Below are 25,398 nucleotides of genomic sequence, written 5' to 3'. Positions count from 1 at the left end.
CCTTGCTAAATATCCCATGCGAGACCTTAGCATAATGCCAGACCTCGCAAAAACCTCTACATTATAACGGTAATAATGTCGCTTGTTTCATTCGTAAGTTCAGCGCTTTACCTTTGCGTGCACGCTTGCCTACAAACTCTTGTAAATCACCTAAAGCAATTAAGTCTTCTACATCCTTATTGCGATAGACCCCTGTCGCCATAATACCTTGTTCGCTCACCGCTAATACTTGAGCAAAGCTATCTTTCGCATCAAAGGTCATCAGAATCGTACCACGACCGCCACCACTTAAGGCTTTAACCTCAGCGATATCAATCATCAAGAAACGATCCGTTTTACTGAGCATACCCACATAACGTGTATTCTCTGGTAAGGCCACAGGGCGTAGAATCTTCGCCTTTTCCTCAAGATTAATAAATGCTTTACCCGCTTTTTGACGTGTCGTCATATCACTAATACGTGCGCTAAAACCTAAGCCATTATCTTGGCAAAGCAACCAACGACTACTCTCAGCGCCTGCCACAATATGCACAATATGTGTGCCACTTTCTAAGTCAATCATCGCGGTAATTGGCTGACCGTCACCCCGTGCGGACGGCAAGTTCGCTACTGGTACGGAGTAGACGCGACCGTTAGAACCAATACCAATCAGCGTATCGACACTACGACATTCAAAACTCGCATAGAATTTATCCCCTGTCTTAAAGTGGACGCCACTTAAATCGTGACCATGTCCTTGACGTGAACGTAACCAACCTTTTTCAGAAACAATCACCGTGACCGGCTCATCTAAAACCTTGTTCTCCATCGTAGCACGTTCTGCCTCTTCAATGACGGTACGACGCTCATCGCCAAATTTCTTTGCATCCGCTTCAATTTCTTTGATAATTAAACGTTTCAATGACGAAGGATTAGCCAATAACTCCTCTAATTTTTCTTTTTCTTTGCGTTTTTCTTCGAGCTCTTGTTCGATTTTAAAACCCTCTAGACGTGCTAACTGACGTAGACGCATTTCTAAAATATCTTCGGCTTGACGCTCACTTAAGGTAAAGCGCTCCATCAAGGCAGCTTTAGGCTCATCCGACTCACGAATAGTCTGAATAACCTCGTCCACGTTAAGATAAACTAATTGACGACCTTCAAGAATATGAATACGATCATTGACTTTATCTAGACGATATTGCGAACGACGGGTCACCGTATCAGTACGGAAGACTAGCCATTCTTGAATCACTTCGCGTAAGCTACGTTGTTTAGGGCGACCATCAATACCAATACACACGAGATTGATTGAGGCATTACCCTCCATACTGGTATTAGCCAACAGTGCATTGATAAACTCCTCTCGGTCAATACGAGAAGATTTGGGTTCAAACACCAAACGTACATCGGCCTCTTTGCCTGACTCATCGCGTACATTTTCTAATAGCGCCAACATGGCGGCTTTAGCTTGTTGCTGCTCTTGAGAAAGTGTTTTCTTCCCAACTTTCACCTTAGGGTTGGTAATTTCCTCAATTTCTTCGAGTACTTTTTGACTTGAGGTATTCGGCGGTAATTCAGTCACCACTAATTGCCATTGACCGCGAGCTAAATCTTCAAACTCCCAACGAGCGCGTACCTTTAAAGAGCCTTTACCAGTACTATAAATTTGCTGAATAGTCTCCGCTGGCGAAATAATCTGCGCACCACCATTAAAGTCAGGTCCCGGAACCAGCGTAAATAATTCCTCATCAGATAAGTTCGGATTTTTCAGTAAAGCCACACAAGCCGCTGCAATCTCTTTCAAATTATGCGAAGGAATTTCAGTCGCCATCCCCACAGCAATACCTGATGCTCCATTAAGTAACATCATCGGTAAACGTGCGGGCAATAATTCTGGCTCTTGCTCTTGACCGTCATAGTTAGGGATAAAATTAACGGTTCCCTCACCGAGTTCATCAAGCAATAACTCTGCAATCGGCGTTAAGCGAGCCTCGGTATAACGCATCGCCGCTGCCCCATCACCGTCACGAGAACCAAAGTTCCCTTGCCCATCGATTAAAGGATAACGTAAAGAGAAATCCTGTGCCATGCGCACCATCGCATCATACGCGGCTTGGTCACCATGCGGATGATATTTACCTAGCACATCCCCCACCACACGCGCTGACTTCACAGGCTTTGCCCCAGCACGCAAACCCATACGATCCATCGCAAATAAAATACGACGTTGCACAGGTTTTTGACCATCGCCGACATCAGGTAAAGCACGTCCTTTGACTACCGATACCGCATAATCTAAATAGGCTTTTTCGGCATAAAGTCCTAAGGTAATGCTCGGCTCACCATTTTCTTCTACTGTTAATAATTCGTTTTGATCGCTCATTACACATCCAACTCAGCTAAATTACCTTTCTCTTCAATCCAAGAACGGCGTTGGGCAGATTCGCTTTTACCCATTAACATATCAAACATTTCTAACGTTGCTTGAGAATCTAATTGACCATAAGCCACACGCAACAGACGGCGAGTATCCGGATTTAAGGTGGTTTCCCATAATTGCTCTGGATTCATCTCACCCAAACCCTTAAATCGACTAATACTTAAGGCGCTTTCACGGATTCCCTCTTTATTAATGAGCTTATCCTTCACATTCTCTAGCTCTTCGCCGTCTAAACAATAAATTTTGCGTGCAGGACGCTTACCCGAAGCCGCCACATCAATACGGAACAAAGGTGGCTTAGCGATATAGACAAACCCATTTTCAACCAGTTTAGGGAAATGACGATAAAACAAGGTCAATAACAATACCTGAATATGTGAACCATCAACATCCGCGTCCGATAAAATACAAATGCGACGATAACGTAAACCCGATAAATCTGGATTATCCTCTGGACCATGAGGATCTACCCCAATCGCCACCGAAATATCATGGATTTCATTATTTGCAAAAAGACGGTCTTTTTCGACTTCCCATGCATTTAAAACCTTACCTCGTAAAGGTAAAATCGCCTGATACTCCTTATCGCGCCCTTTCTTCGCTGAACCACCAGCCGAATCCCCCTCTACTAAGAACACCTCTGTTCTGGTCACATCCGAAGACTCGCAGTCCGTTAATTTACCTGGTAAAACCGCCACACCAGAACTCTTACGTTTCTCAACTTTCTGCGCAGATTTACTCCGTGCCTGTGCTTGCTTAATCGCAAACTCAGCAAGTTTCTTACCATGCTCAACATTAGAATTTAACCAAAGCTCTAGCGCTGATTTTGCAAAACCTGATACCAAACGCACCGCATCTCGGCTATTCAATCGCTCTTTAACCTGACCTTGGAATTGAGGATCCAGTACCTTAGCAGAAAGCACAAAACTCGCACGCGCAAAAACATCTTCTGGCAGTAATTTAATCCCTTTGGGTAAAAGACTATGCATTTCCGCAAAACCTTTTAAGGCATTAAATAAACCATCACGCAAACCTGACTCATGCGTACCACCATTGGTCGTCGGAATCAGATTCACATAAGACTCACGAACAATCGCACCCTCTGCTGTCCATGCTACTACCCAAGCTGCCCCCTCGCCCTCGGCAAAGGTTTCATGGTGCTTATCAGCATAATCTTGACCAGAGAATAAAGGGATTAAAAGCTCTTCTCCTGAAAGTTCCTCTTGTAAATACCCCTTTAACCCATCCTCATAGCACCACTTACGGACTTCACCTGTCTTAGCAATCGTGAGAGACACCTCAACACCCGGCATTAATACCGCTTTGCTGCGTAATAAGTGTACTAATTCATTCAAAGGAATATTAGCGGAGTCAAAGTATTTGGCATCTGGCCATACGGATACTCGAGTGCCTGTCTTACGCTTAGAGGCAGTACCAATCACATGTAAAGGCGTCGCTACCTCACCACCATTGGCAAACACTAGCTCATGAACTTCACCATCACGCGTAACCGCTACTTCCAGACGAGTCGATAACGCATTGGTGACCGAGACACCTACACCATGTAAACCACCGGAGAAAGCATACGCCCCCCCTGCTTTTTTATCAAATTTACCACCTGCGTGTAAGCGCGTGAATACAATTTCAACCACAGGCACTTGCTCTTCAGGGTGCAAACCGACCGGAATGCCTCGACCGTCATCTTCAACCGTCACACTACCATCAACATTTAAGCTGACACTAATTTTTTTGGCAAATCCAGCCAATGCCTCATCGGCGGCATTATCGATAACCTCTTGGATAATATGTAGTGGATTATCCGTACGTGTGTACATCCCCGGACGCTCTCGTACAGGCTCTAGACCTTTGAGGACGCGAATCGAACTCTCGTCGTAATTCTCTTTCACTGCCACGCTAAAATTCTCTTAAACTGTCTAAAAAAACAGTTATTTTAAGGGATTAAAGGGAGGTTTGTCTGATATTTTGTGATTTGAAAAGAAAGATAGAATAAAACTATCCTAGTGCTAGTGATATGCCCAACAATATCTTTTAAAGCAATACTCGTTGAGTGGTTCAACAAACGGAAACGCCCATAAGTGATGTCCAACTTATGAGAGTCAGTTCACTTTGTTTTTTCTTAGCGCTACTCGATATTTTTCTTTGAAGAATGCGGCGTAGTTTATAATCATGTAATCTACGCTTGGCAAGGGAAGAAGATTTAAAGTAAAAAGTGTTAAACAATGAGAGGAGAAAAACATGTTAAAGCTATTCAAATATTCTTTAATCGCATCAGCTGTGGTGCTAGCTGGTTGTAAAGTAGAGGCTGAACTAGAAGCAACGCATTCAGAACTATTTAGTGAAACCCAGCACGAGAAAATAGGGTCTCTATATGTTGAGGTAGCGGGCTGTAAGCATTACGAAGACTCAAGACAAGAATCAGATAGTTTAGTTAAACTAAAAGAGGCTATCCAAAAATATCTACCTAGCACAGAATACGTAGAATGTTTTTCTAAAAAAATGGATAGTTTTGCTCACTTCAAAATTCCTTATGCTGTTGGTGGTAAAACCTCTGATATTTTTGAAAATATTAAAGTAACTGCCATCCCATCAGACCCAGAAGGCACATCCAATCAAGCTGCTGTAATGGTGACTAAGAAATTTAAGAAAGCACTAAAAGACATCAAAAAAGAAAACATGATGTCCAATCTTAAAACATCTTTATCTATCAAATATCAAAACAATAGCGACGATACGATAGAAATGACCCCTCTTTCTGTATGGATGGATGATACTCCTATCGTAATTGGTAATGTTGATTCACCACCGAAAGCGACTGCTATCTTTAAGCTTTCTGAAATTCACTCAGAAATACTTACTGGTGATGGCGAACAACAAATCTCTATTTTCTTAGATGGATATACTAAGAAAAAATAGCCTAACTTTTTTTATTCAACTCAGGACCTACCTTATAAAGGTAGGTCAAAAAGCATGGAGAAAGCAAAAGGAACTCTCTATTCAGCACAAAAACCAAGAATTATAGCAACTCAATTCACGCTTTATAGAAATACTTCAAAAACCTAATGCTCTCTTAAAGACATAATATATTTCCGCAAAGATAAAGGGTATACTCGACTAACAGCACCATCACTTAAGTTTGCATAAAACTCATCTAGTACACTAACTAACTCTGGACGAGCATCAATCACACTAAAAGACTCTCCAACAATTTTTCCGTCAACAATACGACCACAAACATAACGCCCCTTACGATCACCTGTTAAAAAAACCAAATCTGATAGGACAACACCGTTGATGCTATCCTTATTTGAGCGATTAAAATCTCTAATAACTTCCTGTAAAGAAGTTACATCAGGGTGCAACAATAAAAAATAGGTGTTGCCTACAGATTTAGCATGAATAAGACTGTATAACAAGTCCATTATAATCTCCTTCTGCTAAATCAATCAAAGCCAACTAAAAATTAAAATTTAATCTCCTCAAAAACCTCTTTAATTCTGTGTTTCGCATCTTCTGGCGATTCAATTAACAATGTTGTATCAATTTCCCCTAATATTTCACCAAAATGTGAAGCCTTATGCCTATTAGCACAATAAAGATTATAGCCTGACGTTAATCTAGCAGCCAAACCATGCTCTTTTAGCTTCTTAGTTTTTAGAAAAAAAACACTCGTTCCCTTGTCTTTATCAAAATGATTCCCCCCTACACTTAACTCATCTATATGATACCCCATTTGTTCAAAAAGAAACTTTATATGCCCTTCTAAAGCTCGATAAGCAGGATGCACATAATGAGTATAGTCAAATTCCGAATTAGAAGACTTTTCCAATGTTCTCAGAGATAGCGCAGCTTGTTTTAACAACGTAACAGCTGCATTTGGATAATTCACAGGAAGATTAAGACTCCCTATAATACCATCTATTTCAGAAATTTCAATATGAGTTTTATATGCGAAACCATAGGCTTTAACCATTTCAAATGCTGGTATAAATTGCGTATAACCCGCCAAGAAAAGTGAAAAAAGAGATTCAACCTTACCTTGAAGTTAGTGTTGTTCTTTTGTCAGAATAAAATGTTACGGTAAGTTTTTCCTGTTTTTTTTCATAGACACGTTTTAACACGTACCTCTTTTCTGCCGCAGTATTGATGTCTTGTCTAACGTTCACACCCTCTATGTTTTTTAGTTCCTCAATAATAGCTAATACCTTTTCTTCGGAAACATTACGACCAGTAAAAAAGTTAGGTCCGTATTTCCCAACTGGTTTACGAAAGTTTTTCAGCGCTTCCGAAGCTAATTGGTCTGCTCGTTCGTTATATTCAATTCCTGCATGAGCCTTGACCCAAATAAAATTAATATCAAGCAAAGGAAAAAAAGTATCATTTAATTCTTTTACAAAAAACCGTGAAATATCTGATTTTGCTTGATATTCTCCTCTAGCCCATTTACCAGTATTCTCTAAATCATGGAACACCGTAATAGATTTATAACCATTTGCCAGCGTCCATTTCAAGGCCTCTAACGATGCGAAAATTTCAGGGGCAATATTTCTACTCTCAATGAATTTATCTGTATAGACTCTATCACTTATTTCAATTTGGTCGGAGCCATCAGGAGGAATAATAAGACACCCATAAGCGGCTACAGGCTCCCCCCCTTTATCACTAAACCCTCCATCTACAAAGGCAACTACTCTAGAAGATGCGATAGCATTCTCAATATCGTTATTATAGTCAGAAATTTTATTTTTAGAGTTTCCATCAGTGGAGTCTTCTATGGTTTCTATCATTAGAAATGCATTAGCCTCTTCACGAGAGGAAAAAGATTTAAAAACCGCACCACTAACCCCTTTTACTTGTTGTTCACACTCTTCCCAAGATTCATATACGCCCGGTGTCTTACCCACCCTAACCGCATAAAACTTTTGTTTCGCCATGCCATCCTCTCATTTAAAATAATTACTGAAAAATTTTACACGAAGTACCACCACCGCCTCACAAAAAAACAACTCATTTACAAATTCACAGCAAGTCGGAAATTACATCAAATCTACTTGAGACAATGGGAAGCACTAAGTCAGCTCCACCACCAGCTTAGGATATTTGTCCAGTAACTGAATGAGTGAGCTGCACCGCTTGGGTTTCGTTGCCCCTGCTCCCAAGATTTTAAGGTATTAATAGAAATCCCTAAACGTTGTGCAAATTTGCTTTGAGACAATCCCACCTTATGCCGAGTATGAGCGATAGGCGATACCTCTACTACTGTTTTACGAGCAAAACGCCCTCTCTTAGCCTCTAACAATGCTTGACGCAAGCTCTCTTGATGACTTTCCATCTCTGGATCATCTCTCACCACCGCTTGCAGCATTGCTTCAATATCCCAATCCTTTGTAGCTTCTTGAATTTGTTTCTTAAGCATTTTTACGCTCCGAAAGTAATTTTAAATCTTTTTTAGATAAATCTTCTTGTTCGTTTTTTACATAAACATCTAGGACTAAAATGAAACCATCATCCAAGACATTGAAATAAATAACCATGGCACCTAAAAAACTAGAAGGTCTGTAATGAGGTATTTAGTATGGCAGGTAGGTCAAGTTTTATTAAAAAAATCGAACAACTGAACGATTTATCGCTTTGCTTGAACAAAATGGCGTGCCCTTAATGGGGTGCTTAAAGAGTTAGGCGGATAGGAAACAATCGAAATGGTGCAGAAGTACGCCCATTTAGACACGGGACATCTTGCAGAGTTCGCTCACGTCTCGAGCTTTTGACACAAAATTGACACAACCGCTATCGTTGGTTAGATTTAAAAAAAACAATTAACGTTTGTAAGTTATTGTTTTTTTAACAGAGATTTATGGTCCCCCCAGCCGGACTTGAACCGGCGACCAAAGGATTATGAGTCCTCTGCTCTAACCAACTGAGCTACAGGGGGAAAGAAGATGATTATACTATATTTAATAACTTACTTCAATTTCCATCTCTTCAATCTCTTTTAAGGTTCTACCATCTTCAGTTTTCCATTCAGTTCTACCATTTGTATTAATGCCTAATACAAATGCTGCAGCATAAGATGGGCTCTTAAATAATTGTTTTTCTTTTAAAATTCCTCCATGTGCAATTAATCCTTTCCGATAAAGCTCATCTCTCAACTGCAATAAAGATTGAGGACATGCATCACGATTAACCTCTACAATCATGCTCCCCTCTAGCACAACAAACCCCTCTGAAGTTCTCCTACACATTGCCTGTACATATTCACCTGTTTTTTGAAGCTTCCTACGTAAAAATAACTTCAATTCTTCTTTATCTTCTATTTGTGCAACTTGCTCATCTATCCTAGCAATCATAGGCACAAAAAGGCGATGCCCTAAAGTACCAATAATAATTTTCGTATTTTCAACAATCTCATCTAGTTCTGACTCTTTCTCTTCAGTCACATTACCAACATTAGGCTCATTGCCATTTTTAACCTCATAACGATTAACCTGTCTGGCAAGATTAGTAAAGGTATTTTCTAAATAACTAATTTCCGTTGGACCAAAGGAATTATTTTGAGTTGTCAAAATAATCACTTCATCAAAATAGTCTTTTTCTTCACTTTTAGTATGCTCAAGAATTCTAAGTAAAATTCCCTCTCCATTCTTTCGATTACCCGCTTGACCGATATACACCACTCCTTTATCTTCTTCATTTTTACCTATAAGAAAGTAAATACCGCTTTGTTTTAAATCTGAGCGATTTTTAATAATATCAGTAGTTAATCGCTGTCTCGGAATCTTATAAATAACACCTGTCCAATTTGATAAAGTACATTTAACAGCCCCTGTCACTTCACCTTCCATTAAAAACATATTTATATTTTTACCTTTCATCGTCCTCACCTCAAACCAACCATTTGCCACCAAACAGGATTCACTCATTCCCCAAATAATTTAACAACACCCCAGATGACACAAACGCCGCTACCTCATTCAAAAAGCGTCCAAAATCATGGCTGGCACTATGATTTGCCTTATCTGAAATCACTCTCAACACGGCAAAAGACACCCCATATTCATAGCATATTTGTGCAATAGCCGCCCCCTCCATTTCCGTACATAACGCAGTAGGAAAGCGTTGCTGCAACTCGCCCACTGCCTCATCGCTACTAATAAACTGATCACCACTTACAATCAATCCGTGATGGATTTTAATGTCCTTCAACCCAAAGTCTGCTATTGCTGTCGGTGCAATCATCCTTACTAAGCTAAACTGGCTCTCTCCCGAAAGAAACTGTTCTGTACTTCGCTGTAATTGACGGTTGAGTGCTACATCACTCTGAAAAACATCTCGTCCCAATAAGGGGATTTCATGGCGAGGGAAAAGAGGCTCTGCATTCATATCATGCTGGCAAAACTCTGTACCAATCACAATATCACCAATATTTACGGCTTGACTCACGGCTCCTGCTAGTCCTGTAAAGATAATCTCTGTGACACCAAAGGTTTGAATCAACGTGGTACAAGTGGCACTCGCCGCAACTTTACCAATACGAGCCAACACAATCACACATTTCTTACCCTGAATTTCTCCTATATAAAAAGTACGCATACCAATCGTCTGCTGAGTCATCTGTGAACCCATTTTTTCTAATAATTCGGCAATTTCTTGGGGTAAAGCGGCAATAATCCCTATTGTTTTCATGATGTCTTTTATGTGTATTAAATATGGTTAATACACAGGTAATATATGTGAATTTATGTAAAAAATAATGCCGGCTATTATACCGACATTATTTCTATCAAAACATGCTAAAAATCTAGCGCTTCATTAACTCAAAGAACTCATCATTAGTCTTGGTTGAGCGGATTTTATCAAGGATAAACTCCATCGCCTCAACTTCGTCCATCTCATGGATAAACTTACGCAATACCCATGTTTTTTGAAGTGTCTCAGGTTTCATTAACAACTCTTCACGACGTGTACCTGATTTATTCAAGTTAATCGCTGGGTACAGACGTTTTTCTGCAAGACGGCGTTCAAGATGAACCTCAGAGTTACCTGTACCCTTGAATTCTTCATAGATAACCTCATCCATACGGCTACCAGTCTCAATCAATGCGGTACCAATAATCGTCAGTGAACCACCTTCTTCGATATTACGTGCTGCACCAAAGAAACGTTTGGGACGTTGTAAAGCATTCGCATCCACACCACCGGTTAAGACCTTGCCTGATGACGGGACAACGGTGTTATACGCACGCGCTAAACGAGTAATCGAATCTAATAAGATAATCACGTCTTTTTTCAATTCCACTAGACGTTTGGCTTTCTCAATCACCATTTCTGCCACTTGCACGTGACGTGTCGCTGGCTCATCAAACGTTGAAGCAATCACTTCACCACGCACTGTACGCTGCATTTCCGTCACTTCCTCAGGACGCTCATCCACCAACAACACCATCAATACGGCATCAGGATAATTGGTTGTCAATGAATTAGCAATTTGCTGCATCATCACGGTTTTACCTGATTTCGGGCTGGCAACGATTAAAGCACGCTGACCTTTACCCATCGGGGCAAAAATATCCAAAATACGTCCCGTACGATTCTCATCACTCTTAATATCACGCTCTAAAATCAGCGGTTTATTAGGGTGTAACGGAGTTAAGTTTTCAAACATAATGCGATGTTTCATCGCTTCTGGGGCAATACCATTGACTTTTTCTACTTTGACTAAAGCAAAGTAACGTTCACCATCCTTGGGTACGCGTACCTCACCCTCAATCGAATCCCCTGTGTGGAGATTAAAGCGACGAATCTGTGAAGGTGAAATATAAATATCGTCTGTACTTGCTAAATACGAAGAATCCGGCGAGCGTAAAAAACCAAAACCATCAGGTAAGACTTCAAGGACACCATCTCCAAAAATTTGATCGCCCAATTTCGCGCGACGCTTCATGATTTGGAACATTAATTCTTGTTTACGGAAACGGTTGGCGTTTTCAATCTCTAGGCCTGCTGCCATATCAAGTAATTGAGAAACGTGTAAAGATTTTAATTCGTTTAAATGCATTATTTTTATAAGGAAAAAAAATGGCGGGTTAATAGAAATAACCCGCGCGATGAGATTTATGTATTGCTTTCAATAAATTTGTTAAGATCTGTTTTATTTACAGCGCCTACTTTAGTCGCAACAGACTGACCCTTGTCAAAGATCATTAGTGTTGGAATACCACGGATACCAAAACGAGCGGCAACATCTGGATGTTGCTCAACATCGACTTTAACCACTTGTACTTTGCCGGCAAATTCCTTAGCTACTTCATCAAGGATAGGGGCAATCATCTTACAAGGACCGCACCATGGTGCCCAATAGTCCACTAAAACTGGTTTATCTGATTGTAGTACGTCCGCGTCAAAACTTTCCGCCGTCGCGTGTTTGATAATATCGCTCATAATAATTTATAAGAAAATAAGATTAGAAAATTAAGGATGCGCTCTTATGCGACCTATCGGTCAGCGCTATCGATTAGAGATGCTTTTAATATTTATCTGACTGATATCAGCCATCTTCACAGAAAACTCTCTTTCTTACAGAAAGTTCCGTTTGATACATTGACTGTTTGTATTGTACATTTTTTTTATAAAAACAGATGAGTTTCCGTTCTATTTTTATAAAAAAACTCATTTCAATCATTGTCTTGTGTCTCTGGTCAGCCACAAGACTGACCAAAACAACTTATCAATGTTATTTGTTTTCTTCGAGCTTAGCAACAGCTGCTTCTAGCGCCTCGACACGTTCACGTAAAGAATCTACTAAAGCACGCTGAATATCGAACTCTTCGCGAGTCACTAAGTCCATCTTTGCAAAACCTTGAGCCATAAAAGCTTTTACGTTTTTCTCAATATCTGCTGCAGGGCTTTTTGCGATTAGCTCTTGAACGTTTTTTTGGAATTCTTCAAACATTTGATTAGGATTAATCATCGTTTTATCCTTGAAATAAAAATATACCCTGTATTGTACCTAATTTTTAAATAAAAAAGAAAGGTAGGCTCTTTTGAACCTACCTCTAGCAGTTAATAAGTCTTTGCTTTCCCTGTCTTATTTGCTAAAGCTAAACTTATCACCATCCACACCCACATAAATAGTATCTTTTGGTGAAAACTCGCCTTCTAAGATACGTTTTGATAAAGGGTTCTCAATATATTGTTGAATCGCGCGTTTTAGCGGACGAGCACCAAATACTGGATCAAAGCCACTTTCTGCGATTTTTGCCAAGGCTTCATCACTCACCTCCAAGCCCATTTCATGAGCTGCTAAGCGTTGTTCTAGACGTTTAAGTTGGATTTTAGCAATATCCGCAATATGTTTATTATCCAAACCGTGGAATACCACCACCTCATCAATACGGTTTAAGAACTCTGGACGGAAAGATTGTTTAAGCTCTTCCCATACCACGGCTTTTACCGTTTCATAAGGCTCTCCACTTAAGCCTTGGATTTGTGCTGAACCAATATTAGAGGTCATCACAATCACTGTATTTCTAAAATCGACAGTACGCCCTTGTCCATCGGTTAAACGACCGTCATCAAGCACTTGTAAGAGCACATTGAATACATCTGGATGTGCCTTTTCTACTTCATCTAATAGAATCACGCTATAAGGTTTGCGGCGAACGGCTTCCGTGAGGTAGCCCCCCTCTTCATAACCCACATATCCCGGAGGTGCACCGATAAGACGAGCGACAGAGTGTTTTTCCATAAACTCACTCATATCAATACGCACTAAATGTTCGTCAGAATCAAACAAGAAATTTGCCAATGCTTTTGTCAACTCTGTTTTACCCACACCAGTTGGACCTAAGAATAGGAATGAACCATAAGGCTTACTAGGATCAGAAAGTCCTGCTCGTGAACGACGAATCGCATCAGACACAAGGCGTACAGCCTCATCTTGACCAACGACACGTTTATGCAATTGGTCTTCCATTGTGAGTAACTTAGCACGTTCTCCTTGCATCATTTTTGATACAGGAATGCCCGTTGCACGAGAAACTACTTCGGCAATCTCTTCAGCACCTACTTCTGTACGCAATAACTTATGCTTTTGCTCCCCAGATTCTGCTGATTTTTCAGCGGCTTTGAGACGAGCCTCTAGTTCTGGCAATTTACCATATTGCAACTCAGATAATTTACCAAAATCACCCTTGCGTTGATACTCTGCCATTTCTGCACGTACGCGTTCGATTTCTTCTTTAATCGATTGTGTTCCCTGTACAGAGGCTTTTTCTGCTTTCCACACTTGCTCATAATCATCGTATTCGCGTTGTAACTTCGCCAACTCTTCTTCGATAATTTGTAAACGACGTTGTGACGCCTCATCACTTTCTTTGCGCACTGCCTCACGCTCAATTTTCAACTGGATAATACGACGATCCAAACGATCCATCACCTCGGGTTTTGAGTCGATTTCCATGCGAATACGTGCGGCCGCCTCGTCAATCAAATCAATCGCCTTATCAGGTAAGAAACGATCAGTGATATAACGATTACTTAATTCTGCTGCTGCAACAATTGCGGGATCGGTAATCTCAACACCATGATGGATTTCATAACGCTCTTGTAAACCACGTAAAATCGCAATAGTCGATTCCACATCTGGTTCATCCACAATCACTTTTTGGAAACGACGCTCTAATGCCGCATCTTTTTCAATATATTGACGATATTCATCTAAAGTCGTAGCACCGATACAATGGAGTTCACCGCGAGATAAAGCCGGTTTAAGCATATTCCCAGCATCCATCGCACCTTCTGCCTTACCTGCACCCACCATAGTATGAATCTCATCAATAAAAACGATATTCTGACCTTCGTCTTGTGCAAGCTCTTTTAGAACCGCTTTAAGTCGTTCTTCGAATTCACCACGGTATTTTGCCCCAGCGAGCAAAGAGGCTAAATCCAATGTTAATACTCGCTTACCACGCAACGACTCTGGTACCTCATCATTGACAATACGCTGTGCTAAACCCTCAACAATTGCTGTCTTACCAACACCAGGTTCACCAATCAATACTGGGTTATTTTTACTGCGACGTTGTAAGATTTGAATCGCTCGACGAATCTCATCATCTCGACCAATCACAGGATCAAGCTTACCTTGGCGAGCTCGCTCTGTTAGATCTGTGGTGTATTTCTTAAGTGCTTCTCGATTAGATTCTCCATCTTGTTCGGTTACACTACTTCCACCACGAACATCTTCTACCGCTTTTTCGAGTGCAGCTTTTTGTAGACCACATTCACGTAGAATTTGACCGATATCTGTTTTATCCTCTGCCAGTGCTAATAAAAATAACTCACTAGCAATAAAATTATCACCACGTTTAGCCGCCTCTTTATCAGTACGTAACAGCACTTGATTTAATGTACGACTAATTTGTACTTCATCCATACCCTCTACTTTTGGAAAGTTCTGAATGAGTGTCGCTAAACGTTTTTGTAAATTAGCGACTTGTACACCTGCACGTGCTAATAAGCTACCAATCCCTGAATCACTATCGGCTAACATCACCGATAATACATGGGCGGCTTCGATATATTGGTTATCATTGCGTACCGCTAAGCTTTGTGCATCACCCAAAGCCTGCTGGAATTTTGTTGTTAGTTTATCAAATCTCATTTTGGATTCCTTCTATTCTGTAGGGCTCTTGCCCTGATGAATCATATATTGGGGACAGATGATAAAATTCAAGAGCAAAATGGATAAAAATAGTGTATAAACACAACTCTACTACTCTCTCTTTATTTTTGCTATGCCGACCTTACTCACGCTTGATACTTGTGTACTGATGCATACATTTACCCGACAGCTATTATTGGCCTTACACCATGCGGGACTCATCACCCCTATCTGGTCAAATGAGATTGGACGTGAATGGTTACGTAATGCGCCCCGTATTTGGAAAGTTGAGCGTGATGTTGTCGCACAATTATGGGAAACTATGCAAACGACTCATCCTTGTGCCAATCTTGGGGATATTGAGGTCGATGAAATTTTATTTAAAAAAATTGATAAGAAAGATAGACATATTGCCGCTTGCGCCTATCAAGGGCAGCAAGCTTATGCACAAGAAGACAGTATCTTATTGACTTGGAATACGAAAGATTTTCACAAAAAAACCTTACGAGATTTAGGGATTACCTTAAAAACCCCTGAACAATATCTTAGTGAGTTATGGTCTAGTCATCAAACGCTACTTATTGAGCTTTTTCAGCAAAGTAAAGTGCACCATTTAACTCTAGGATTACCTGATTATCCTATCGAAGAATTATTAAAAAGAGACAAGCTATATCGAGTAGCAAAGTTATATCTTGCTACCCGACATAAAGATTAGCATCAGTTCTGTGTCGGCTTAGCTACTGTCGTGGCCTTAGGTTTAGCGACAGTTGGCTGTTTTTGTGATGATGACGGCTGAGTTGCTGGCTTTTGTGCAGGTGCAACTGACACCTACTGTTGCGGCAGCTGAGAGCCAATACGGATAGGTGCTATAGGCACTTCTTCATTAGGCGGAAGGACACGCACAAGGACTTCGTTGGCATCAACCATACTCATTTCTGTGCGTGCATAATCCTCAAGCGCTTGCGTACCTGATTTCAGGTCCTCAATCTCCGCTAACATCGCTGCATTACGCGCTGTCATCGCCTTATTAGTTTCTTGCTGTGCCTTTAATTGGAGATTCAGCTCATCCACTCGTTTATAGCCTGAATCACCCAAACGCAATGGATATTGAATCGCCAAACAAGCTAATACAAGAATAACTAATATATTACGCATATCAATAACAACAAATCTTAAGCTAAGTTATAGAAAGCGTCACGACCAGGATAAGTAGCAACTTCAGCTAACTCTTCCTCAATGCGTAGCAATTGGTTATATTTCGCCATACGATCAGAGCGAGATAAAGAACCTGTTTTAATTTGCATCGCATTCGTTGCAACTGCAATGTCGGCAATCGTTGAATCCTCTGTCTCACCTGAACGATGAGAAATCACCGCTGTATAACCAGCACGTTTTGCCATCTCAATCGCTGCAAACGTTTCAGTTAATGTACCGATTTGGTTAATCTTAATCAGGATAGAGTTACCGACACCTTGTTGGATACCTTGCTTTAGGATTTTTGTATTCGTCACAAATAAATCATCGCCCACTAATTGAACACGTTTACCTAATAAGTCAGTCAAGATTTTCCAGCCTTCCCAATCGTTTTCTGCCATGCCGTCTTCGATAGAAACGATAGGGTATTTATCGCACCAAGAGGCTAATAAATTAGCAAATTCTGCTGAAGTTAGTGAAATACCACCTTCACCGGCTAAATGATATTTACCGTCTTTGTAGAACTCAGAGCTTGCGCAGTCCAAACCTAATACGATATCCTGGCCTGCGACATAACCAGCTTGTTCAATCGCACGAAGAATTAATTGAATTGCCGCTTCATGATTCTCAACGTTCGGTGCGAAACCACCCTCATCACCTACCGCTGTAGACATACCTGCGTCATGAATGATTTTTTTCAATGCATGGAAAACTTCGGCACCCATACGTAATGCTTCGCGGAAACTTGAAGCACCTACAGGTAGAATCATAAACTCTTGTAAATCTAATGTATTGTTAGCATGTGCACCACCATTGATGACATTCATCATTGGCACAGGCATACTCATCGGACCGCTACCACCGAAATAGCGATAAAGTGATAGACCCGCTTCTTCAGCAGCAGCACGCGCAACTGCCATACTTACCGCTAAAATCGCATTTGCACCTAAACGCTCTTTAGTTTCTGTACCGTCTAAATCGATTAAGGTATTATCGATAAATGTTTGTTCTTGTGCATCTAAACCAATTAAGGCCTCAGAAATTTCTGTATTGATGTTTTCTACGGCTTTTAAAACACCTTTACCCAAGTAACGTGATTTATCACCGTCGCGTAACTCAATCGCTTCGCGCGCACCAGTTGAAGCACCAGAAGGTACTGCAGCACGACCCATCGCACCTGACTCTAATAGTACATCACACTCAACTGTAGGATTACCGCGAGAGTCTAATATTTCGCGACCAATAATATCAACGATTGCACTCATGAATTTTCCCTAAAAATAAAAATAAATCTGTCTAATCTCTTTACTAGCCTACTGACTACTAAAGTCCTTGAATAATACACATATCCACTTTAGCAGCACCTTCACGTGCATTACGTGCACGACGATACTGTGGTGAATGATAAAAATTTTGAGCCGCCTTGATATTTGGAAACTCAATGACAACGGTACGTTTTAAACTATTTCCCTCAAGCACTTGCTCTTCGCCACCACGAATAAGCACTTTTGCATCATGTGCTTTCATTGCTAAAGATGATAGAACTTTGTATTGTTCGTATTGTGCTGGATTAGTGACATCGACATGGGCAACAATATAAGCTTTCATACGTTTCCTTTTAATGGATTAGGTATTAAAGGTATTTTCTAAAAATGGTTGTGCTTTAACCGTTTCATCAATGGTTTTTAGAATACGTAATAAAGCGTCCATATGATGTAAAGGAACAGCATTGGGTCCGTCTGATAAAGCCTCACAAGGATTAGGATGGGTCTCCATGAATAGTCCTGCGACACCAGTCGCTACTGCTGCACGTGCTAATACTGGCACAAACTCACGCTGACCACCCGATGAGGTTCCCTGACCTCCCGGTAATTGCACCGAATGCGTCGCATCAAACACCACTGGACAATCCGTCTCTCGCATAATGGCGAGCGAGCGCATATCAGAGACTAAATTATTATAGCCAAACGAAACACCTCGTTCGCACACCATAATATTATTACCGTCACCACCCGCAGCCAATGCCGCATCACGTGCCTTATTAACAACTTGAACCATATCATGAGGCGCAAGAAACTGACCCTTTTTGATATTGACAGGTTTTAATGTCGCTGCACATGCTTGAATAAAATCTGTTTGACGACATAAAAACGCTGGTGTCTGTAAAACATCAACCACACTAGCGACTTCATCGACTTGAGAAATATCATGCACATCTGTCAATACAGGCACATTAAAGTGGTCACGTACGTCTGCTAAAATCTGCAACCCCTGTTCCATACCAGGACCGCGAAATGACTTACCTGAACTACGATTAGCCTTATCAAAAGAACTCTTATAGATAAAAGGAATCCCTAAGGATTGCGTTATTTCTACAAGACGACCACAGACTTCAAATGCCATATCACGAGACTCAATAACACAAGTCCCTGCAATCAGAAAGAAAGGCTTGTCCAGACCAATATCAAAATGCGTCAATTTCATCTTACTTTTCCGCTTTATAAGCTAAGGCTGCTTTAATATAGCTATCAAATAAAGGATGACGGCTACGAGGTGTTGACGTAAACTCTGGATGGAATTGAACCCCCATAAACCAACGATGATTTGGAATTTCCATAATCTCAGGAAGATTCTCTGTCGGTGTACGTGCACTAATTACCAAGCCAGCCTCTTCAAGACGAGGAACATAGACGTTATTCACCTCATAACGATGACGATGACGCTCTGTCACCTCATCACCATAGACTTTATGTGCCAATGTACCTGGTTTAATAGGTACAGTTTGCGCACCTTTACGCATCGTACCACCCAAATCTGAGTTCTCTGAACGTGTTTCTACTTTACCCTCTTTGCCTACCCATTCGGTAATTAAAGCGACCACTGGGTGAGGTGTTGATGGGTCTAATTCCGTACTATTGGCACCACCAAGTTGAGCCACATGACGTGCATACTCAATCGTCGCTAATTGCATACCTAGGCAGATACCTAAGTAAGGAATATTTTGCTCACGCGCATAACGAATGGCCTGAATCTTACCTTCAGTACCGCGTTTGCCAAAACCACCCGGCACCAAAATCGCATCAAGATCTTTTAAGCAAGCCGTCCCTTTTGACTCGATTTCTTCCGAATCAATGTATTCGATATTTACCTTGGTCTTATTATGAATACCTGCATGATTCAAGGCTTCGATTAGTGACTTGTAAGATTCAGTCAAGTCCACATACTTACCTACCATACCGATACGGATATCATGTTCTGGGTGCTCTAAGTCATAGACAATCTTATCCCATGCCGATAAATCTGCCTTTGGCGGATTAATGCCTAAAGCATCACACACTAATTGGTCAAGACCTTGTTCGTGAAGCATTTTAGGAATTTTATAAATCGTATCTGCATCCCACACAGAAATGACCGCATCTAATGGAACATTAGAGAATAAAGAGATTTTCGCACGCTCATCATCAGGAATAGGTCGGTCGGCACGACACAATAAGGCATTAGGATAGATACCAATCTCACGTAATTTCTGTACTGAGTGCTGCGTAGGTTTGGTTTTTAACTCACCTGCAGATGGAATAAATGGCACTAAGGTCAAATGCACAAAGGCTGCATTCTGGCGACCTACGCGCAAACTCATTTGACGTACGGCCTCAAGGAATGGCAAGGACTCGATGTCACCTACCGTACCACCAATTTCAACAATAGCGATATCTGCATGCCCATCGTAAGCAGACGCAGCACCACGCGCAATATGGTCTTGAATTTCGTTAGTGATGTGAGGAATCACTTGGACAGTTTTACCTAAGTAATCACCACGACGCTCTTTACGCAATACAGTTTCATAAATCTGACCTGTCGTAAAGTTATTCGATTTACGCATACGTGCTGAAATAAAACGCTCGTAATGACCCAAGTCCAAGTCTGTTTCAGCACCATCTTCCGTTACAAACACTTCACCGTGCTGTAAAGGACTCATCGTACCTGGATCCACGTTGATATATGGATCTAACTTCAACATAGTCACTCGAAGACCGCGCGATTCTAGAATCGCAGCTAAAGACGCGGCAGCAATCCCCTTACCTAAAGAAGAAACAACACCACCGGTAACGAAAACATATTTTGTCATGGAATTCATGCCCAGTCAGGGCTCAGTAGGAAAGTAAAATTATACCAAAATTTATCTTAAAAATACGTATATCGGACGACATGGAAAAATACTGGTGCTGCAAATAAGACAGAGTCAATTCTATCCATAACACCACCATGCCCTGCAATCATACGCCCCCAGTCTTTTGCTCCAAGACTGCGCTTAACAGCAGACAAGGATAAACCACCAAAAAATCCACAAATTACTATTAAAAAAGAAAACAAGGCCGCATAACCTACACTAAAAGGCGTAATCCACCATAACGATGTTCCAACAGCAATCGCCATAATGCTACCACCGATAAATCCTTCTACCGTCTTATTGGGGCTAACTGTTGGCGCAATAGGACGCTTACCGATAAGTTTACCCACAATATATTGGAATACATCACTCAACTGCACCACAATTAATAAGTAGAGCAATAGCATAAGCCCCTGTCCATCGTATTCTACATTGGTTAATAACAACAAGGCAGGTGCATAACTTAAGCAATAAATCGTTAGCATCATTCCCCATTGGATTTTAGCTGTACGTTCAAAAAATCGCTCAGTATCACCAGATAAAGCCTGAATCGTAGGCAACACAATAAAACCGTATACAGGCAAACAGATGACAAACATACCATACCAATCCGTACCAATCAGTATATATTGCACAGGAATAGCCACATAAAAGCACAATACCAATGCCCAATAATCCGATCGCTCTGTCGGTGTCAGCGTCATAAACTCACGCAAAGCAAAAAAGGACAACATGGCATATAAAATCAGCGTAGCCGTCTTACCAAAAATAAAACAGATGACCAATACAGCCACCATTGCCCACCAGGCATTGATACGTTGGTTAAGATTACCCACCACTTCTGATGTTGGATGCTTTAGAGCCAAACGCTGACCAATCAAGGTGGCGATAGCCAAAATGACTAATAACCCTAGTAAAACCCACCAAAACTTATCAGGAACACTTGCAAATAAATTTTGCCAAAAATCAAACATTTTTTTCTCCCTGAGGTTGGACTTCTACTTGATGGCTTGCTTGCCCTACTGTAGTTGACACAGCGTCTTCTGTTGCTTTCTCTGATATATTACTATTCACTCTATCGGGGGAGCGAAACTTGCCTCGTTTAAGCTTGCGACGATTATAGCTATCCTGAGGCAAGGCACCTTCTGGTTTTGAGAGATCAATCACGGCTTGTCTTGCACGCTCGAGAAACTCCTCTTTACTTTCTTCTAAGTCTATTTCTAATGGTGCACCAAAGGTTGCCATACAGCTCACAGGCAATGGCAATAAGGCTCCTTTAGGCAAGCTACGACGCGTATTGGCTAAATACACAGGAATATATTCCACATGAGGATAACGACGAGAAAGATGATAGAGCCCCGACTTAAATGCCGTTGGTTCTGCCTCATAACGACGAGTTCCCTCTGGAAAAATAATCAATGAGTCCCCCTGATCCAAGGCCTCATAAAGTGGTTTTAAAGGGTCATCCTCGCCATTACCTGAACGCTCAATCAACACAACATTGAGTGCATCCTTGGCAATAATGCCCCGAATCCCCCCTTTACCCCAATAATCTTTCGCTGCAACAGGACGGGTAATTTTACGTAATTCAGGATCTAACGAAGACCAGATCGCCATCGTATCCAGATGGCTCGAATGATTAGCAAAATATACACGTTGATTTTTAGAAGGCGTAGTATGGCGCCAATACGCATAAGCGCCAATCATAATTTTTGTTAGACTGGATAAAAAAGTTCCAAGCATATTTTTATTTTCCATGTAATTGGTTTAACGCTTTTGCAATTGCCAACAGGCGTGTTATACACGTTGTGGCACTACCGATAATCAATAAGCCAAGACTCACGTACATCACATAAAACGTCTGACTAAGCCACCATTCACCAGCAGCTAAAATACTCGCTCCTGTTAATAATGCCATACGATGTTGCTTAGCCATAGGACCTATAAACGATTGTGGCAAACCTAAACTACCGCCTAAGGTACGAATATAGGCTGTCGCCATCGCAAATAAAGAAAGCACTAAGCCCCATACAAAAGCATCTATCGCATATGCAAAGCCTAGAAAAAACAAGGTATCTGCCACACGATCAGGCACCTCATTATATAAGCCACCTACGGGACTCGACTTGCCCCCCTCTACCGCAACCATACCATCAAATAAATTGCATAAAAGTCTTAATTGTACACATACTGCCGCTAATATTAACTTCCACTCCACTTCTGTTTTGGTAATAACACTGACATAAAGCACAGCCCCCACCAGTGCAAAGACCATGCTTAATATAGAAATCTGGTTTGGACTAGGGAAGTCTCGCTTAGCAAGATAGGCTGCTATTTTCTGGATGATACTATTGGATCGAACCGACAAAGGACGTCGATTATCTTCTACCATACTGCCTCCCTTTCATAAAATCGAAATAATTATTCTAGCCCAAATATTTCTCTATCAGTAATAAAAATTCAATCCTTAACAGGGAAGAAAAAAACTTTTTCAGAAAAAAACGACCGATAAGTGTCTCAGATACTCTATAATAGAGGTATGGAGAAAAATATTTCTTAATTTTTATCCCTCTCTTAAAAAGGAGTTTCTATGTTTCCAGAATACCGTGATTTAATCTCTCGCCTAAAAACTGAAGATGCACACTTTGCTCGCTTATTCGAAGAGCACAATGAATTGGATCATCAAATCATTCGTTTAGAGCAAAATCCTGTCACTAGTAATGCAATTGAGATTGAAACACTAAAAAAACAAAAGCTAGCACTTAAAGATCAACTTTACGTCATTCTCAAAAAAGCATCTGAGGCTTAACCCCTCACCGATAACAAAACGAATTTCCCTTTTCAAAGAAATTTCGTTTAGAATGAAAGCAACTCGATTTGAGTTGCTTTTTTTATGCCCTACTATGGACTCACTACAAAGTATTCGCGTTTTCTGCCAAGTGGTACGTTTAGGTAGTTTTACCGCTGCGGCCGAGTTTCTTGATATTTCAACAGCTATGGCAAGCAAACATATCAATAGCTTAGAGCAGCGTGTTCAAGCTAAACTGCTTAATCGAACTAGTCGTAAATTAAGCCTGACTGAACTCGGTGAACACTACTACCAACAATGCCTCATTGCCCTACAAACTCTCGATAATGCCCAACTCGAAGTTCAGCAAGGCACGATTAGCCCTAAAGGAACTTTAAAAATCACGATTCCTCTTATCTGCTGCACCCCTTACTTTGCTAATATTCTCAAAGAGTTCCGTGATCGTTATAGTGATATTCAACTCTCTATCTATTTAGAAAATAAACATACGAATCTAGTAGCCGATGGTTTTGACTTAGCGCTACGTTCTACCAAAACTATCGAACCCGGTCTGATTGCCAAGCCGCTCACCAAGGTAAAATTTAAACTCGTTGCTAGCCCTAGTTATATTATGCGCTATGGACAGCCACAGGATTACCAAGACCTCAAAAACCATTTTGGTATTGTTCCTAATTACGCTCAGCTACATCTCCCTATGCAACCGATTGTGGACACCAATAATACCCTTATGATAAGAGAATTAGCGCTTACTGGAATGGGAATTGCTTACTTACCTGATTGGCTTACTGACGAATATATTCAAAGCGGTAAACTTGTCAGTGTCATCCCTAATAGCGAGGATTTTCTAGACCCTACTATCTACGCAGTCTATGTAGATCGTAAATTCTTAAGTGCCAAAATACGAACATTTATTGACTTCCTAGTTGAGAAAACCGCTTCTCATAAACATAAATAATACAATCATGAAAACTAAAGCCTACGCCAATCACGCCCCCAATCAACCTTTATCATTGTTCCACTTTGATCGTCGCGAGCTACGTGACGATGATATTGAATTTGACGTTTTATTTTGTGGTGTCTGTCATTCTGACCTACACCATGTCGCTGGTGATTGGAAGACAAACTACCCTTGCGTACCTGGACATGAAATCGTCGGTCGCGTATCTAAAATAGGGAAAAACGTTACACAGTTTAAAATAGGTGATGCTGTCGCTGTGGGTTGTATGGTGGATTCTTGTCAGCACTGTCGCCCTTGTTTAAATCAATTAGAACAATACTGCGAAGAAGGAGCAACTTTCACCTACAACGATACCGATCGTCAAGATAAACAAGCTACATTTGGTGGTTATAGCGAACGCATGGTCGTCCGAGAAAAATTTGCTCTGCACGTACCTGAGCATCTAGATTTAGCCGCTGCTGCTCCCCTGCTATGCGCGGGAATTACTGTGTATTCACCACTCAAACATTGGAAAGTACAAGCAGGCTCAAAAGTGGGTATTATTGGATTAGGTGGACTCGGACATATGGCGATTAAACTTGCTCGTGCGATGGGTGCAGAAGTCACCCTCTTTAGCCGTAGCCCAGATAAAGCGGAAGATGCTCAACGTCTAGGTGCCCACCATATCGTACTATCTAGTGATAAGACGCAGATGAAAGCCGTTGCCAATACGCTTGATGTCATTATTGATACCGTACCCTATGCGCACGACTTACAGCCATACCTTCAGACTCTCACCTTAGATGGCACCTTAGTCTTAGTCGGTTTGATCGATAAAATTGAACCGAGTTTCAATAGTGCCCCATTGGTTTTAGGTCGTCGTTCAGTCGCTGGCTCTCTGATTGGTGGTATTGCGGAAACACAAGAAATGCTTAATTTCTGTGGTCAGCATAATATCGTTTCTGATATTGAGTTAATCCCTATTCAAGAAATCAATCACGCCTATGAGCGTATGCTAAAAAGTGATGTGAAATATCGTTTTGTCATTGATATGTCCTCTTTAAAACAAGAGTCACTATAAAACTATCCGTCTCTTTTATTGAGTACTATACTGTTGCCCATATCAATCCCCATAAGAGTCTAACTTATGGGGAAACAGTTCATTACAAGGACAACTTCAATACGAGCT

At 41.0% G+C, this 25,398-nt stretch carries 25 protein-coding genes and 1 tRNA gene; 5 read left to right on the top strand and 21 right to left on the bottom strand.

The annotated features are described in order from the left end of the window. Nucleotides 1–61 precede the first annotated feature (61 nt). Both parC and parE read right to left on the bottom strand, forming a co-directional pair. Entirely contained in the window at nucleotides 62–2,365 is a 2,304-nt protein-coding gene (gene parC, locus HKX39_RS05795) for a DNA topoisomerase IV subunit A (RefSeq protein WP_171680379.1), read from the bottom strand. Next, nucleotides 2,365–4,335 carry a DNA topoisomerase IV subunit B gene (gene parE, locus HKX39_RS05790; RefSeq protein ID WP_343043419.1) on the bottom strand — a complete coding sequence of 657 codons (1,971 nt, stop codon included), beginning with the start codon at nucleotides 4,333–4,335 and terminating at the stop codon, nucleotides 2,365–2,367. Before parE ends, parC begins: the two co-directional genes overlap by 1 nt. Nucleotides 4,336–4,678: 343 nt before the next feature. On the opposite strand from parE, the gene HKX39_RS05785 reads away from it, so the two are divergent. Continuing rightward, nucleotides 4,679–5,356: a DUF7424 family protein gene (locus HKX39_RS05785; RefSeq protein ID WP_171680378.1), complete on the top strand. Its 678-nt coding sequence runs from the start codon at nucleotides 4,679–4,681 to the stop codon at nucleotides 5,354–5,356. Nucleotides 5,357–5,499: 143 nt separating this feature from the next. Here HKX39_RS05785 and HKX39_RS05780 read toward each other — a convergent pair whose 3' ends face one another. The 11 genes from HKX39_RS05780 to clpB all read right to left on the bottom strand — a co-directional run bounded on the left by HKX39_RS05780 (nucleotide 5,500) and on the right by clpB (nucleotide 15,101). Then, nucleotides 5,500–5,862 (bottom strand): hypothetical protein, encoded by a 363-nt coding sequence (locus HKX39_RS05780; RefSeq protein ID WP_171680377.1) that lies wholly within the window; start codon nucleotides 5,860–5,862, stop codon nucleotides 5,500–5,502. 41 nt (nucleotides 5,863–5,903) lie between these two features. After that, nucleotides 5,904–6,413 carry an RNase LS family HEPN domain-containing protein gene (locus tag HKX39_RS05775; RefSeq protein ID WP_246226073.1) on the bottom strand — a complete coding sequence of 170 codons (510 nt, stop codon included), beginning with the start codon at nucleotides 6,411–6,413 and terminating at the stop codon, nucleotides 5,904–5,906. A gap of 61 nt (nucleotides 6,414–6,474) precedes the next feature. Then, nucleotides 6,475–7,374 carry a ribonuclease H1 domain-containing protein gene (locus HKX39_RS05770; RefSeq protein WP_171680375.1) on the bottom strand — a complete coding sequence of 300 codons (900 nt, stop codon included), beginning with the start codon at nucleotides 7,372–7,374 and terminating at the stop codon, nucleotides 6,475–6,477. Nucleotides 7,375–7,514: 140 nt separating this feature from the next. Then, nucleotides 7,515–7,856: a helix-turn-helix domain-containing protein gene (locus HKX39_RS05765; RefSeq protein ID WP_216605059.1), complete on the bottom strand. Its 342-nt coding sequence runs from the start codon at nucleotides 7,854–7,856 to the stop codon at nucleotides 7,515–7,517. 439 nt (nucleotides 7,857–8,295) lie between these two features. After that, nucleotides 8,296–8,372: transfer RNA gene (locus HKX39_RS05760), tRNA-Ile, on the bottom strand. A gap of 22 nt (nucleotides 8,373–8,394) precedes the next feature. Continuing rightward, a complete protein-coding gene (locus HKX39_RS05755; protein WP_171680374.1) occupies nucleotides 8,395–9,312 on the bottom strand; it encodes a GIY-YIG nuclease family protein in 918 nt (305 codons plus the stop codon). 40 nt (nucleotides 9,313–9,352) lie between these two features. Next, complete coding sequence (locus tag HKX39_RS05750; RefSeq protein ID WP_171680373.1) at nucleotides 9,353–10,123, bottom strand: 5'-methylthioadenosine/adenosylhomocysteine nucleosidase; 771 nt, start codon at nucleotides 10,121–10,123, stop codon at nucleotides 9,353–9,355. 115 nt (nucleotides 10,124–10,238) lie between these two features. Continuing rightward, nucleotides 10,239–11,495, bottom strand: a complete 1,257-nt coding sequence (gene rho, locus HKX39_RS05745) for a transcription termination factor Rho (RefSeq protein ID WP_171680372.1) — start codon at nucleotides 11,493–11,495, stop codon at nucleotides 10,239–10,241. A 56-nt stretch (nucleotides 11,496–11,551) separates the two neighbouring features. Further along, nucleotides 11,552–11,878, bottom strand: coding sequence for a thioredoxin TrxA (gene trxA, locus HKX39_RS05740; protein ID WP_216605058.1), 327 nt, complete (start codon nucleotides 11,876–11,878; stop codon nucleotides 11,552–11,554). Between the two features lie 292 nt (nucleotides 11,879–12,170). Then, a complete protein-coding gene (locus HKX39_RS05735) occupies nucleotides 12,171–12,407 on the bottom strand; it encodes an accessory factor UbiK family protein (RefSeq protein ID WP_171680371.1) in 237 nt (78 codons plus the stop codon). A gap of 117 nt (nucleotides 12,408–12,524) precedes the next feature. Next, nucleotides 12,525–15,101: an ATP-dependent chaperone ClpB gene (clpB, locus tag HKX39_RS05730; protein WP_171680370.1), complete on the bottom strand. Its 2,577-nt coding sequence runs from the start codon at nucleotides 15,099–15,101 to the stop codon at nucleotides 12,525–12,527. 169 nt (nucleotides 15,102–15,270) lie between these two features. Here clpB and HKX39_RS05725 point away from each other — a divergent pair, with 169 nt between their 5' ends. Then, nucleotides 15,271–15,816 carry a PIN domain-containing protein gene (locus HKX39_RS05725; protein ID WP_171680369.1) on the top strand — a complete coding sequence of 182 codons (546 nt, stop codon included), beginning with the start codon at nucleotides 15,271–15,273 and terminating at the stop codon, nucleotides 15,814–15,816. Between the two features lie 113 nt (nucleotides 15,817–15,929). Here the strand turns inward: HKX39_RS05725 and HKX39_RS05720 are convergent, their stop codons facing one another. Genes HKX39_RS05720 through HKX39_RS05685 form a run of 8 tightly spaced genes read right to left on the bottom strand, consistent with a single transcriptional unit; the run spans nucleotide 15,930 to nucleotide 22,855 of the window. After that, a complete protein-coding gene (locus HKX39_RS05720) occupies nucleotides 15,930–16,256 on the bottom strand; it encodes a septum formation initiator family protein (RefSeq protein ID WP_171680368.1) in 327 nt (108 codons plus the stop codon). A gap of 17 nt (nucleotides 16,257–16,273) precedes the next feature. After that, nucleotides 16,274–17,560 (bottom strand): phosphopyruvate hydratase, encoded by a 1,287-nt coding sequence (gene eno / locus HKX39_RS05715; protein ID WP_171680367.1) that lies wholly within the window; start codon nucleotides 17,558–17,560, stop codon nucleotides 16,274–16,276. Nucleotides 17,561–17,618: 58 nt separating this feature from the next. Beyond that, entirely contained in the window at nucleotides 17,619–17,903 is a 285-nt protein-coding gene (locus HKX39_RS05710) for a DUF1330 domain-containing protein (protein WP_171680366.1), read from the bottom strand. A gap of 18 nt (nucleotides 17,904–17,921) precedes the next feature. After that, complete coding sequence (gene kdsA, locus HKX39_RS05705) at nucleotides 17,922–18,779, bottom strand: 3-deoxy-8-phosphooctulonate synthase (protein ID WP_171680365.1); 858 nt, start codon at nucleotides 18,777–18,779, stop codon at nucleotides 17,922–17,924. Between the two features lies 1 nt (nucleotide 18,780). Then, a complete protein-coding gene (pyrG, locus tag HKX39_RS05700; RefSeq protein ID WP_171680364.1) occupies nucleotides 18,781–20,421 on the bottom strand; it encodes a CTP synthase in 1,641 nt (546 codons plus the stop codon). A 56-nt stretch (nucleotides 20,422–20,477) separates the two neighbouring features. Further along, nucleotides 20,478–21,437 (bottom strand): phosphatidate cytidylyltransferase, encoded by a 960-nt coding sequence (locus tag HKX39_RS05695; protein WP_171680363.1) that lies wholly within the window; start codon nucleotides 21,435–21,437, stop codon nucleotides 20,478–20,480. Beyond that, entirely contained in the window at nucleotides 21,430–22,206 is a 777-nt protein-coding gene (locus HKX39_RS05690; protein ID WP_171680362.1) for a 1-acyl-sn-glycerol-3-phosphate acyltransferase, read from the bottom strand. Before HKX39_RS05690 ends, HKX39_RS05695 begins: the two co-directional genes overlap by 8 nt. Nucleotides 22,207–22,210: 4 nt before the next feature. After that, the gene (locus tag HKX39_RS05685; RefSeq protein WP_171680361.1) at nucleotides 22,211–22,855 is read right to left on the bottom strand and encodes a CDP-alcohol phosphatidyltransferase family protein; all 645 of its coding nucleotides are present in this window, start codon (nucleotides 22,853–22,855) and stop codon (nucleotides 22,211–22,213) included. 198 nt (nucleotides 22,856–23,053) lie between these two features. On the opposite strand from HKX39_RS05685, the gene HKX39_RS05680 reads away from it, so the two are divergent. From HKX39_RS05680 to HKX39_RS05670, 3 genes are all read left to right on the top strand, one after another. After that, nucleotides 23,054–23,272 carry an HP1242/YdcH family protein gene (locus HKX39_RS05680; protein ID WP_171680360.1) on the top strand — a complete coding sequence of 73 codons (219 nt, stop codon included), beginning with the start codon at nucleotides 23,054–23,056 and terminating at the stop codon, nucleotides 23,270–23,272. A 94-nt stretch (nucleotides 23,273–23,366) separates the two neighbouring features. Then, a complete protein-coding gene (locus tag HKX39_RS05675; protein WP_171680359.1) occupies nucleotides 23,367–24,227 on the top strand; it encodes a LysR family transcriptional regulator in 861 nt (286 codons plus the stop codon). Nucleotides 24,228–24,234: 7 nt separating this feature from the next. Further along, nucleotides 24,235–25,290, top strand: a complete 1,056-nt coding sequence (locus HKX39_RS05670) for an NAD(P)-dependent alcohol dehydrogenase (RefSeq protein ID WP_171680358.1) — start codon at nucleotides 24,235–24,237, stop codon at nucleotides 25,288–25,290. The last annotated feature ends 108 nt before the right edge of the window (nucleotides 25,291–25,398 follow it).

The sequence above is a fragment of the Pelistega suis genome (assembly GCF_013133795.1).
GTDB lineage: Bacteria > Pseudomonadota > Gammaproteobacteria > Burkholderiales > Burkholderiaceae_B > Taylorella > Taylorella suis.
Note: the sequence above shows the minus strand (reverse complement) of the source record. Positions and strands in the feature narration are given on the sequence as shown.